Raw genomic sequence first — 12,341 nt, forward strand, 5'->3', positions numbered from 1 at the left:
GGCTGACCCCGGGCCGTGATCGAAAGCCGCTGATTTCCGGCCGCCGGACGATGGCCATCGTCCGGCGGCCGGAAATCAGCGGCCGGTGGCCGGTGGCCGGAGTTCGGTTCTAGGCGCCGCGCGCGGACCAGCGGGACAGCAGCTCGGCCTCCCTGGCGGGAGCGATGGCGGCGTCCGTCGAGAAGGACGACTCAGCCTCGCGGATCTCGCGGATCGATCGTCCCAGGGGCCGCGGGTCGAGTCCCGCGGCGCGGGCCGCGGCGGGGTCGGCGGTGTTGACCGACATCCAGGGATCACCCTCGGACCACAGGGGCAGCGACCGGCCGGTCTCGCCCTCGGCGAGCAGGAAGTCCTGCCCGACCCAGGTCAGGGTCGTTCCCGGCGGCCCGACCTCGGCCGCGATCGCCTCCAGCATGTCGCCGAAGGAGAACGGCGGGGGAGGGCTGACCGTGTGGAAGGTGCCCGGACGCGTCCCCTCGACCATGGAGACGATCCAGGCGGCCAGGTCGCGGGCGTCGATGACCTGGATGGGGTCGCCGGGGTCGCCGGGCGCGAGGACCTCGCCGCCCCGCGCGATCCGGTTGACCCAGTAGGTGAAGCGGCCGGTGTGGTCGTGCGGGCCGATGACGTACGTGGGCCGCACGATCAGCGTCGGGAAGCCGAACGCCTCCGCCGCGGCCCGCTCGCACAGCACCTTCAGCGCCCCGTACGTCTCGCTCGTCACCGTCTCGGGGACCGGCCCGTCGATCTCCGCCAGCGGCGAGTCCTCGGTGAAGCCCCGCGTCTCGGGCGTCCGGTAGACCGCGGTGCTGGAGACGAAGGCGTACTGGCCGGTGGAGAGCGCGCCGGCGAGCGAGGTCACCTGCGACGGGAAGTACGCGCTGACGTCGATCGTCGCGTCCCACTGCCGGTCGTGCAGTACGGACAGGTCGGCGTCGCGGTCGGCCGTCAGGTGCTCGGCCTCGGGGAACAGCCCGGGACCGGACCGGCCGCGGTGCAGCAGGGAGACCTCGTGCCCGGCCGCGAGCGCGGCCCCGGTGATGTGCCGGCCGACGAACCGGGTGCCGCCGACGATCAGGATTCGCATACCCGCCATTGTCCCCAACCGGGCGGGGGCGCCCGCGTCGCGGTACGCGCTCCCGCTAGCCGGGGCTCTCCATCCGCCGCCGCCCGGACGAGGGAGGTCCCGCCCGGTGACGTCCCCTCCGGCGAGGTCCCGCTCGCCGGGCTTCCGCCAGGACCTCGCCGGGCTCCCGTCAGGACCTCGCCGGGCTCCCGTTCGGACGGAGTGCTTCGCGCACGCCGGCCGCTCCCGCGAACGTTCAGTGGCCGCCGAACCAGCCGGGGGCGTCCAGGCGGAAGACGTCCTGCGGGGTCACGGCGCGCAGGTCGGACTCCAGGGCGCGCAGACGGTCCTCGCCGAGGGTCCTCGCCCAGCCCGCGCGCAGGTCCTCGAAGATGCGCGCCGACCGGACGAGGCTGTCGACGCCCCGCTCGGTGAGCCGCACGATCTTGCGGCGGGCGTCGCCGGGGTCGGAGCCGCGCTCGACGTAGCCCAGCTGCTCCAGGGTGTCGACAGTCTTGCCCGCCGCCTGCTTGGAGACGCCCAGCCGCCGGCCGAGTTCCACGGCCGTGGTGCCCTCGGGGCCGATCGCCTGCATCACGAAGCCGTGCATCGGCCGCACGTCAGGGTGCCCCTGGCGGGCGAGCTCCGCGTGGAGCTCGTCGATGAGCACCCGGAAGCCGAGGAAGAGCCGGAGCGGCAGCTCGAAGCCCGGAGGGTCCGCCGTCACGATCGCCTCCCGGCTCGCTGTCCCGACAATGGTGTTGTCGAGCTTAGGGACCGCCGCCGTACCCTGTCATCCGCGGCGCGGAGCTCTCACCGCGCGCGGCCGTCGGGGCGGCGCTGGTCCTGGAGCCACTTGTCGGTCTGGCGGGTCGCGTTGGGCTTGCTGGGCGTGCCGGGCGAGCGGCGGGTGGCGCGGGTCTCGGTCACGGTGAAGTCGGCCACCACGTGCCGGTTGTGCAGCAGGAAGCCGACGACGCCCGCGATCGCCTGCACGCTGTCGCCCGCGCGGGCGCGGCCGGTGAGGAGGTAGACCAGCGGCGTGGACGGCTGGTCGAGGGCGAAATGGCGGCCGTGGTGGTGCGCGTCCTGGAGCGTTCTGATCGGGATCGGCCGCGAGGTGGTGAACCACGCGGCGACCTCCCAGAAGGGATTCGACGTGTCGGGGTCACCGGATTCCTCGTAGCAGGTCGTGCAACCCCGGCGAGCGTCCTGCCCGTGGGGGCACGCCCAGGCGGCGAGGTCATGCGGCATGCTGCGCTCGGACATGAACCGACCGTACCTTCCCGTACCGGGAGACCGGTGCTTCCCCCGCCCCCACGCGCCGGGTGCCGTGTTTTCCCGGGCGTTTCCCCGGCACCTCCCGGCGTTTCCCCGCCGCCTCCCGGTGTTTCTCCGGCGCCTCCCCGGTGGTTCCGCCGGTTCGCGGCGAGGAGCGCCGCGCCTTTCCTGCTGCCGGAAGTGGCCAGTGGACCTTGATGGAGTCGCGGATCTTTTTAGGATACCTTCTTTCCTATTCTGCGCACACTGGGGTGCGCATCCGATGGTTTCCGTGGATTCATCGTGAGCGCGCCGCGCCCCCCGCAGCCAGGTGCCGCGCTGTCCCGGCGTACCCGTGGAGACGTCGTCACAGGGGGATGAGGCCATGTCCGTCGCCGATCTGTCCGATGCCAGGCGGGATCTGCTCAGGCGCAGGCTCCGGGGCGGGGCCGTCGACACCGAGCGTCCCGAGATCCCGCGCAGGCCCGAGGGCACGCCTCCCCCGCTCTCCCCGGCCCAGGAGCCCCTGTGGTTCATGGAGCACTTCACCCCGGGCACCTCCACGTACACCCTTCCGGTCGCGGTGCGGCTGCGCGGCCCGCTCGACGTCGACCGGCTGCGCGACCTGCTGGCCACGCTGACGGACCGGCACGAGAGCCTGCGCCACCGCTTCCCCGCGACGGAGGACGGGCGGCCCGCGGTCCACGTCGTCCCCGCCGCGCCGGTGCCGCTGCGCCTGGCCGAGGCCGCCACGGACGCGGAGGCCGCCGAGCTGATCGGCGCGGAGAGCGCCGAGCCGCTGGACCTGGCCGAGGGGCCGCTGCTGCGCGCCACCCTGATCAGGATCGCCGACGACGAGCACGTCCTGGCGCTGTTCGTGCACCACATCGCCGCCGACGGGCGGTCGACCCAGCTGCTCTTCGCCGACCTCCTCGCGCTGTACCGGGGAGACGCCCCCGCCGCGCCCGCCGTCCGGTACGGGGACTTCGCGCTCTGGCAGGGTGAGCGGTCGTTCGAGCGCGAGCTGGCGTTCTGGCGCGGGGAACTGGCCGGGCTGCCCCGCGCCGAGCTGCCCTCGGACCGGCCGCGCCCGCCTCGGCTGACCTTCGACGGCGCCTCCCACGTCCACCGGCTCGACCCCGAGCTGGTCACCGCCCTGACCGGGCTGGGCGCGGAGCGCGGCGCGACCCGCTTCATGACCCTGCTCGCCGCCTTCCAGGTGCTGCTCGCCCGCTACAGCGGCCGGGACGACCTCGCCGTCGGCACGCCGGTCGCCGGGCGGACCAGGGACGGGCTGGACGACGTGGTCGGCATGTTCGTCAACACCCTCGTGCTCCGCGCCCGCCTCGACGGCGACCCCGGCTTCGCCGAGCTCGTCACCCGCACCCGCGACGTGGTCATCGACGCCCTCGACCACCAGGAACTGCCCTTCACGCGGCTGGTCGACGCGCTCGACGTGCCCCGCGACCCGAGCAGGCAGCCGCTGGCCGACGCGCTGTTCTCCATGCACGACTTCGCCGTCGCCGCGGGCGCCGCCGGTGACCTGGCGGCCGAGGACTTCGCGATGGCGCCGGGCTCGGCGCGCTACGACATCGAGCTCTACCTGGTTCCCGCCGCCGACGGCGGCATGACCGCCACCTTCACCTACCGGACCGCGCTGTTCGACGCCGCGACCGTCGAGCGGATGGCCGGGCACCTGGAGAACCTCCTGCGGGACGCCGTCGCCCGCCCCGGCGTCCCGGTGAGCGAGCTGGAGCTGCTCGGGGAGGCCGAGCACCGCCTCCTCACCGAGAAGTGGAACGACACGGCGGCCGACTTCCCCTCCGGCGCGACGCTGCACGGCCTCGTCGAGGCCCAGGTGGCGCGGAGCCCCGACGCCCCCGCGGTCACTTTCAGGGGTGAGTCGCTGACCTACCGGGAGCTCGACGAGCGGGCCGCCGGGGTGGCCCGCGTGCTGCGCGGCTCGGGGGCAGGGCCGGGATCGCTGGTCGCGGTCTGCGCGGAACGGTCGGCGGAGCTGGTGGCCGGGCTGCTGGGCGTGCTCAAGACGGGGGCGGCCTACGTGCCGCTCGACCCCGACTATCCCGCCGACCGGCTCGCCTTCATGCTCTCCGACGCGGGCGCCGCGGTGGTGCTGACCCAGCGGCACCTGGCGGACCGGCTGGCCGGGCACGGCGCCACCGTCCTCGCTTTGGACGATCCCGCCGTCTGGGCCGCCACCGGGGACGCCGGGGAAGCCGGGGACACCGGGGACACCTGGGGCGTCGAAGACGCCGGCACCGCTCCGGGTGGGGTGGGCGAGCCGGGCACGGGAGGCGCGGCGGGCGCGGAGGGCGCGGAGGGTCCTGGCGCGGGTGGCGCGGGTGGCGCGGTGGAACCGGGCGCGGCGGCGTACATGATCTACACCTCCGGCTCGACGGGCAGGCCGAAGGGCGTGCCGAACAGCCACCGCGGCATCGTCAACCGCCTCGACTGGATGCAGAGGCGCTACGGCCTGACGCCGGACGACGTCGTCCTGCAGAAGACGCCCGCCGGCTTCGACGTGTCGGTCTGGGAGTTCTTCTGGCCGCTCATGACGGGCGCCAGGATGGTGCTGGCCGAGCCGGGCGGGCACCGCGACCCGGCCTACCTGCGCGAGCTGGTGGCCTCGGAGGGCGTCACCACGACGCACTTCGTCCCCTCGATGCTCGGGATCTTCCTGTCGGAGGACGGTGTACGGGACCTGACCTCGCTGCGGCGCGTCATCTGCAGCGGGGAGGAACTCCCGGTCGACCTGGCCCTGCGCTGCCTCGCGACGCTGCCGGGCGCCGAGCTGCACAACCTCTACGGCCCCACCGAGGCCGCCATCGACGTCTCCTCCTGGCACTGCACCGCCGAGGCGCTCGCGGGCAGGACGAGCGTGCCGATCGGCGCGCCGATCCAGAACATCGCGCTGCACGTACTGGACCCGCACCGCCGCCCGGTGCCGGTGGGCGTGCCCGGCGAGCTGCACATCGGCGGGGTCGGCGTCGCCCTCGGCTACCACCGGCGGCCCGAGCTCACCGCCGAGCGGTTCTTCCCCCTCGGCGACGACCGCGTCTACCGGACCGGCGACGCGGCCCGGTGGCTGCCCGACGGCACGATCGAGTTCCTCGGCCGCCTGGACGACCAGGTCAAGCTGCACGGCCTGCGGATCGAGCTGGGAGAGATCGAGGCGGCGCTGCGGGAGCGCGCGGGGGTGCGCGACGCCGCGGTGATCGTGAGGGAGGACGTGCCGGGGGACCGGCGGCTCGTCGCCTACCTCGTCGCGGACGAGCCGCCGGAGACCGCCCGGGTGCGGGTCGCCCTCGGCGGCACCCTGCCCGACTACATGGTCCCCTCGATGTTCGTCACCCTGGACGCGCTGCCGCTGACGCCGAACGGCAAGCTGGACCGCAAGGCCCTGCCCGCCCCGGAGAAGCCCGGGGCCGCCGAGTACGTCGAGCCGGAGAACGACGCCGAGCGGGCGATCGCCGCCGTCTGGGAGCAGGTGCTCTCGGTGGAGCGCGTCGGCGCGGGCGACGACTTCTTCGACCTGGGCGGCAACTCCCTGCTGGCCATCCAGGTCGTGGCCAAGCTGCGCAGGGCCCTGCCCGAGGGCAGCCTGCAGGTCGGACTGGTGGACCTGTTCTCCTTCCGCACCGTGCGGGAGCTGGCCGGGTTCGTCGGCGGTCCCGGCGGCGGAGGGGTCCGCCCGCTGCTCCAGCGGCTCACTCCCCGCCGTACCGTGACGCGCAGCTACGTCTGCGTCCCGTACGGCTCGGGCAGCGCGATCGTCTACCAGCCGCTCGCCGACGCGCTCCCCGAGGACCAGGCGCTCTACGCCGTCGCGATCCCGGGCAACGACGTCGGGCTGGACGAGGAGCCCGAGGACTTCGACGAGGTCGCCAGGCGCTGCACCGAGGAGATCCTGCGGACCGTCGAGGGGCCGGTCGTGATCTACGGTCACTGCGGGGTCGGCGCGGGCCTCGCCACCGAGCTGGCCAGGCGCGTGGAGGCGGCCGGACGCGAGGTCGAGGCCGTCTACATCGGGGCGATCTTCCCCTTCGCCCGTCCCCGGGGCCTGATGCGGACCCTGTCGCGCATCGGGGAGTTCGAGAGCCTGCGCCGCAGCCAGGGCGACATCAACTGGCTCAAGGCGCGGGGCGTCGACCTGGAGGAGCTCGACCCGGGGGTGGCCGACCGGATCGTCCGCACGATGCGTCACGACGGCAAGGCGGCCGAGAAGTACTTCACCGACCTGTTCGACACCCCCGACCGCGTCCGGCTGCGCGCCCCGGTCGTCTCGGTGATCGGCGAGCGCGACCCGGCGACCGACTTCTACGAGGAGCGGTTCAGGGAGTGGCACTTCATCGCCGACACCGCGGCCTTGGTCGTCCTCGACGAGGGCGGGCACTTCTTCCTGCGCTACCGGGCCGAGGAACTGGCCGGGATCCTGCAGATCCACGACCGGCTGGACGCGCCACCGGAACGCGGGCCCGACGACACCTGGTGGGTCCACGGGGTCGCCAGGACGTCTGATCCGAAGGCCGAGAAGGACGCCGTACAGCCGAGCATGGGGCGTTTCCTCACCTTCTCCGCGGGCCAGCAGATATCCATGATCGGTTCCGCGCTCGTCGGGTGGGCGCTGCCGCTCACGGTGCTGGTCGACTCGGGCTCGGTGACGCAGTTCTCGATCCTGGCCGTGCTCAACCTCGCGGGGCTGCTGATCTCGCCGCTGGCCGGCGCGATCGTGGACCGGGGGGACCGGCGCAGGGTGATCCTGCTGGCCGACTGCGCCTCGGCCGCCATCCAGGCGGTACTCGCCGGGATCATCCTGTTCGGCGATCTCCAGCTCTGGCACATCTACCTGCTGGTCATCTCGCTGTCGGTCGCGAGCGGCTTCCAGCGGCTGGCCTACAACTCCGCCGTCCCGCAGCTCGTGCCCAAGCACTACCTCGGCCACGCGATCGGGGTCACCCAGATGACGGGTGGCGTGGCGCAGCTGGTCGTACCGCTGATCGCCGCCGGTCTGCTGGCCTGGATCGGGCTGGGCGGCATCGTCGCCATCGACGTGGCCAGCTACGTCTTCGCGATCGTCGTCGTGCTCCTCGTCCGCTTCCCCTCCACGCTGCCGTGGCGGCCCAGGGAGCCGCTGACCACCGAGATCGCCAAGGGGTTCGGCTACACCTGGAACGAGCGGGGCCTGCGCTCGATGCTCGCCTTCTTCGCGGTGCTCAACATCTTCCTGTCGCCGCTCATGCTGCTGGTGTCCCCGCTGGTGCTCTCCTTCGCGACCCTCGCCGACGTCAGCCGCGTCTCGGTGGTGAGCGGTCTCGGCGTGCTGCTCGGCGGGCTCACCATGGCGCTGTGGGGCGGGCCGCCCAAGCGGCGCTTCCGCGGTGTCCTGGCCGCCACGCTGGCCATGGCCGCGGGAAGCGTGATCGTCGGCCTCAGCCCGTCGCTGGTGACGATCGGGATCGGCGCGTTCGCGCTGACCTTCTTCCTCACCGTGATGAACTCGATCTACACCACGATCGTCCAGATCAAGGTGCCGTACCGCTACCACGGCAGGGTGTTCGCGCTGAACACCCTGGTCGCCTGGTCGACTCTGCCGATCGGCATGGGGCTGGTGGCCCCCCTGGGCACCGCCCTGCTCGACCCGCTGCTCGTCCCCGGCGGCCCGCTCGCCTCGACGGTCGGCGCGGTGATCGGGGTGGGACCCGGCCGGGGCATCGGGCTGCTCTACCTGGTCTGCGCTCTCGGGATGGTGCTGGTCGTCGCAGGGTCGCTGCGGGTCAGGAGGCTGGTGGGGCTCGACACCGAGATGCCCGACGCCCTCCCCGACGACCAGGTGGGACTGGAGGCGATCGAGGCCCGCCGCGCCAGGGTGAACGCCTGACCACTCTCCCCGGAGCGTCGCCGGGCGGGTCAGGGACGGTCGAGATAGGCGTTCAGGCCGCCGAGGTCCTTGTTGGCGATGAACACCGCGGCCACGAAGAGGGCCTCCTCCGCGTGCGCGGTGCAGGCCCACGCCGAGTCGCCCCAGCCGTCGGCGATCTTGAGCTCGGCGGGTTCGGCGCACTGCCGTCCCGAGCCGCCGAGCTGGCACAGCGTGGGGTGGCCCGTCTCGCGTTCCTCGGCGGCGACCTGGCGCAGCCGCTCGGCGAGCGCGGCGGTCACGGCGCCGCGCTCGTCGGCCTCCTCGCGGAGCAGCCGCTCGGCGCGTATGGCGTGGATGGTCTCCAGGCGCAGGTCCAGATGCCGGGCGACCAGCGCGGCGAGTCCGGTCAGCGCCGCCGTCTGCGTGGCGGTGACCTCCCTCGGGCGGCGGTCGATGACGTTCACGGTGCCCAGCCGATGTCCCTCGGCGGTGACGATCGGGGCGGCCGCGTAGAACCGCAGCCCCAGCTCCCCGCGGACCAGCGGGTGATCGCGGGTACGCGGGTCGACCGCCGCGTCCTCCACGACGTACGGGCCGTCCGCCAGCACCGCCGAGGCGCACAGGCCGGGCTCGACGCCGACCTGTTCCACCCCGTCCAGCCCGTGGGCGGCGGCGAACCACACCCCGTCGGTGTCGACGACGCCGATCGTGGCGATGGGGGCGTCGAACACGGTCGCGGCCAGCTCGGCGATCTGGTCGAGGGTTCCGTCCGAGGACGCGCCGAGGATCTCGTACCGCCGCAGCGCGGCCAGCCGCCCGGTTTCGGCGTCGTCACCGTGAGCGGGGCGTGCGGTTCCGGTGCCGTCCGTGCGGGCCGCTCGCGCGGTGCCGGTGTCGTCACCGTGGGCCGGTCGTTCGGTTCCGGTGTCACCCGCGGGAGCCGGTCGCACGGTCTCGGCCTCGTCTCCGGGGACGGGCGCGGCCGGGGGCGGTCCGCCGTTCGCGACGGTGGACGGGTCGGCGGACGCCGACGCGGATGGAGAGGCAGACACCAGGACCGCTTCCGGTAGGGGGACGGGCGGGAACCGCGGGATGTCGAGGTTCTCCATGGCATGACCGTAAACGGTCATGCCAAACATCCCGAATCGATGACGCGTCCCGCCGGGCGCGGGCCCGTCCCGAGGAGCGCGGTACCGGCTCGATCCGGACGGCGGAAGTGCGGCCCGGGCTACCGGAGTACCCGCATATTTCGTTGTTTCTGCAGTTCATCGTAAGGAAGCAGCGATCTTGGGGGCGTTTCGCGGGCTCGGGGGCGGGCATCGGACCGGTCTGGGGGTCATCGAACGGGGGGACGCATGGCGCGCGGGTTCGACGCGTCCGCTCACTACGGGCGGCGTATCGCCGACGTCCACGACGACGGCACCACGGTGAAGGATCCCCCCGGGGTCGCGAGCGGATCCCTGACGGCTCCCGGTCTTCCCGCGCCCCCGGGCCTCCCGGGCCTCCCTGCCCTCCCGGAGTCTCCGTTACGACCGCGCACGCCGGGGCGCTCCGAGACCTCCGGACCGTCGCGCCTCCCGGAGCTCTCGGAGGCCCCGATCCGGGCGCGCACGCCGAGGCTCCCGAGGCCCCCCGGCCCGTCACGTTCTCCGGCGCCCGCGAAGTTCCCGCCGTCCCCGCCGTCCCCGCCCGCCCCGCCGTCCCCGTCGCCTTCGTCGCGCTCGAAGCGGAACCTCCCGAACCCGCGGGATCCGCGGGTTCCCGGCAGGGCTCCGGCGCTGCCCGCCGTGCGGGGCCCGATCACCTCCCTGCTCTTCGAACGGCTGGTACGCCCGCCGCACCGCTTCGGTCTCCTCTCGCTCCCGCTCCTGTCGTTCCCGGCGCGTTTCGCGGGCCCGGTCCTCGCGGACGAGGACGTGCAGCTGGCCCTCTTCGTCTGCTACGAGCTGCACTACCAGGGCTTCGACGGTGTGGACGACCGGTGGGAGTGGAACCCCTCCCTGCTGGAGGTGCGGGAGATCCTGGAGGCGCGGTTCGAGGAGGGGCTGGCGCGGGCCGTCCAGTACCCGCCGGGCTCGCGGCCCGAGCAGACGCGCCAGGCCCTGGCCGAGCTGGTGGCCGCCGCCGACGACGGGCCCGACCTGGCGGGGTTCCTCCAGCGGCAGGCCGGCCTGGAGCAGTTCCGCGAGTTCGTCGCGCACCGGTCGATCCACCATCTCAAGGAGGCCGACCCGCACACCCTGGCGATTCCCCGGCTGAGCGGCCGTCCCAAGGCCGCGCTGGTGGAGATCCAGGCGGACGCGTACGGCGGCGGGAGGGCGGAGCGGATGCGCTCGGAGCTGTTCAGGACCACCATGCGCGGGCTGGGCATGGACGACTCCTACGGCGCCCACCTCGACCGGGTCCCGGCGATCACGCTGGCCGTCTCCAACGCCATGTCGCTGTTCGGCTTGCACCGGCGCCACCTCGGAGCGCTGCTGGGCCACCTGGCGGCGGTCGAGATGACCTCCTCGGCGCTCAATCACCGCTACTCCCTGGGCCTGCGCAGGCTGGGCGGCGACGAGGCGGCGCGGCGTTTCTACGACGAGCACGTGCGCGCCGACGCCGTCCACGAGCAGATCGCCGCCGACGACATGTGCGGCGGGTTCGCGACGCAGCATCCCTCGCGGGCCGGTGACGTCCTGTACGGCGCGGCCTGCGCCCTGACCCTGGACCGGCTCTTCGCCGAGCACGTCATGAGCCACTGGCGCCGCGGCACCTCCTCGCTGCGGGAGGCGGGCGCTGCGACGAGGCCGTGACCGGCCCCGCCCCCGCCTCGGCCCCCCGGGCCACCAGGCCCACCCCCGGGCCCCGTGACCGGCCACCACCGACGCGGACCCCGTGACACCGACGCGGGCCCCGTGACACCGACGCGGGCCCCGTGATCGGCCACCACCGACGAGAGCGGCGGGCGGGCGCCGTACCTCAGCCGCCGTGCCCCCGCATGGCCTGGCGGATCACGTCGCGCGTCCGGTCCACGATCGCCAGAGGCGGTCCGAACAGCAGGTTCATGACCATCGACTCCGTACCCGGGTGCGGGTGGGTCGGGGCCAGCGCCTCGGCCGCCTTCACCCCGGCCGCCATCGCCCGGCGCTCGGCCACGCTCGTCCGGTCGCGCAACCGGGCGAACTCGTAGCGCTCCTCGGCCTGGGCGTGGGCCAGCACCGCCGCCCGCAGCACCTGGAGGTGCCCGGAGAAGTCGGGATGGTCGGCGCCCAGCTTCTCCAGGTCGGCGAGCAGCTGCTTCGCCTCCCTCTCCTCCGCGAGGCGGTCGCCGACCACCTCTTCCCCATCCTCGATCTTGAGACGCGCGTAGGGGTGCACGATCTCCTCCTCGGCGGTCTCGTGCACCGCCAGCATCCGCACGAGGCGCTCGAAGGCCTCGGTCCGCCGTGCCCCCACGGGGGATTCCTCGACCTCGTCGAACAGATCCCTGATCATCGCGTGCTGGCGCACCAGCAGGTCCACGACGTCGTTCTCGCCCATCAACTCGGGCACGGTCCGGTGGTCACTCATGAGTCCCCCTGTGTCGTCTACCAGGTCGATTACCCCCACCTGGGCACCGAAACCCGGGGGCCGTCGCGGGACGCGGACGGGCGCGCGCCGCAAACCGCGCCCGCCGAGGCCGCCGCGCGGGCCGTCGTCAGACGGTGATCCACTCGGTGACGACCGTCGCGTCCCCGAGACGGCAGCGGAGGCTGAACGGGCCGGCGGGAACATCGTCGTAGATGAACCTGCCCAGGTCGTCGGACGTCAGCGTGACCGGCCGGCCTCCGAGGACCTCGACCTCCACGTGGCGCGGGGGCATCAGCTGGCCCACCACCCGCCCGCCGGTGGCGGTCACGGTGACTTCCAGGTCGACGGTGAGCCCCGCGCCCTGGAAGGTCAGCACGCGCGGCCGCCGCTCACCCCGCACCTGCGAGGATCCGCTCAGCGAGTCGAAGACCAGCTCGGCCAGCTCCGCGTCGAGCGTGCGCAGCGTGTACGCCTCGACCGCGATCTGCAGGAGATGCGAGGGCACGGGATCGAACAGCTCGACGGCGCGACGCAGCTCCGCCTCCAGCTCGTCGTCGCCCATCGGAAACCCCGCCTGCC

Annotated in this window: 8 protein-coding genes; 2 read left to right on the top strand and 6 right to left on the bottom strand. The window is 73.5% G+C overall.

Annotation, left to right across the window (positions count from 1 at the left end; translation table 11 throughout):
• Positions 1-109: 109 nt before the first annotated feature.
• The 3 genes from AB0F88_RS17670 to AB0F88_RS17680 form a co-directional block, all read right to left on the bottom strand.
• Positions 110-1,087 carry an NAD-dependent epimerase/dehydratase family protein gene (locus tag AB0F88_RS17670; RefSeq protein ID WP_362684386.1) on the bottom strand — a complete coding sequence of 326 codons (978 nt, stop codon included), beginning with the start codon at positions 1,085-1,087 and terminating at the stop codon, positions 110-112.
• Positions 1,088-1,322: 235 nt separating this feature from the next.
• On the bottom strand, positions 1,323-1,793 hold the full coding sequence (locus AB0F88_RS17675) for a MarR family winged helix-turn-helix transcriptional regulator (RefSeq protein ID WP_362684389.1): 471 nt from the start codon (positions 1,791-1,793) through the stop codon (positions 1,323-1,325).
• A gap of 86 nt (positions 1,794-1,879) precedes the next feature.
• Complete coding sequence (locus tag AB0F88_RS17680; RefSeq protein WP_350969827.1) at positions 1,880-2,335, bottom strand: hypothetical protein; 456 nt, start codon at positions 2,333-2,335, stop codon at positions 1,880-1,882.
• A 376-nt stretch (positions 2,336-2,711) separates the two neighbouring features.
• On the opposite strand from AB0F88_RS17680, the gene AB0F88_RS17685 reads away from it, so the two are divergent.
• Entirely contained in the window at positions 2,712-8,225 is a 5,514-nt protein-coding gene (locus AB0F88_RS17685; protein ID WP_362684392.1) for an amino acid adenylation domain-containing protein, read from the top strand.
• A 29-nt stretch (positions 8,226-8,254) separates the two neighbouring features.
• Here AB0F88_RS17685 and AB0F88_RS17690 read toward each other — a convergent pair whose 3' ends face one another.
• The gene (locus AB0F88_RS17690; RefSeq protein WP_362684395.1) at positions 8,255-9,316 is read right to left on the bottom strand and encodes a GAF domain-containing protein; all 1,062 of its coding nucleotides are present in this window, start codon (positions 9,314-9,316) and stop codon (positions 8,255-8,257) included.
• A 678-nt stretch (positions 9,317-9,994) separates the two neighbouring features.
• Here AB0F88_RS17690 and AB0F88_RS17695 point away from each other — a divergent pair.
• Entirely contained in the window at positions 9,995-11,005 is a 1,011-nt protein-coding gene (locus AB0F88_RS17695) for an iron-containing redox enzyme family protein (protein WP_362684398.1), read from the top strand.
• A gap of 166 nt (positions 11,006-11,171) precedes the next feature.
• Here the strand turns inward: AB0F88_RS17695 and AB0F88_RS17700 are convergent, their stop codons facing one another.
• Both AB0F88_RS17700 and AB0F88_RS17705 read right to left on the bottom strand, forming a co-directional pair.
• Positions 11,172-11,762 carry a hemerythrin domain-containing protein gene (locus tag AB0F88_RS17700; protein WP_362684401.1) on the bottom strand — a complete coding sequence of 197 codons (591 nt, stop codon included), beginning with the start codon at positions 11,760-11,762 and terminating at the stop codon, positions 11,172-11,174.
• Between the two features lie 127 nt (positions 11,763-11,889).
• Positions 11,890-12,324, bottom strand: coding sequence for a hypothetical protein (locus AB0F88_RS17705; protein WP_362684404.1), 435 nt, complete (start codon positions 12,322-12,324; stop codon positions 11,890-11,892).
• Between the last annotated feature and the right edge of the window lie 17 nt (positions 12,325-12,341).

The organism is Streptosporangium sp. NPDC023963 (genome assembly GCF_040639135.1).
Lineage (GTDB): Bacteria > Actinomycetota > Actinomycetes > Streptosporangiales > Streptosporangiaceae > Streptosporangium.

What these genes read in the sequence shown, in the direction of transcription:
- AB0F88_RS17670 (WP_362684386.1), bottom strand. Translation starts at nt 1,087, where the DNA reads ATGCGAATCCTGATCGTCGGCGGCACCCGGTTCGTCGGCCGGCACATC.
- AB0F88_RS17680 (WP_350969827.1), bottom strand. Translation starts at nt 2,335, where the DNA reads ATGTCCGAGCGCAGCATGCCGCATGACCTCGCCGCCTGGGCGTGCCCC.
- AB0F88_RS17685 (WP_362684392.1), top strand. Translation starts at nt 2,712, where the DNA reads ATGTCCGTCGCCGATCTGTCCGATGCCAGGCGGGATCTGCTCAGGCGC.
- AB0F88_RS17690 (WP_362684395.1), bottom strand. Translation starts at nt 9,316, where the DNA reads ATGGAGAACCTCGACATCCCGCGGTTCCCGCCCGTCCCCCTACCGGAA.
- AB0F88_RS17700 (WP_362684401.1), bottom strand. Translation starts at nt 11,762, where the DNA reads ATGAGTGACCACCGGACCGTGCCCGAGTTGATGGGCGAGAACGACGTC.
- AB0F88_RS17705 (WP_362684404.1), bottom strand. Translation starts at nt 12,324, where the DNA reads ATGGGCGACGACGAGCTGGAGGCGGAGCTGCGTCGCGCCGTCGAGCTG.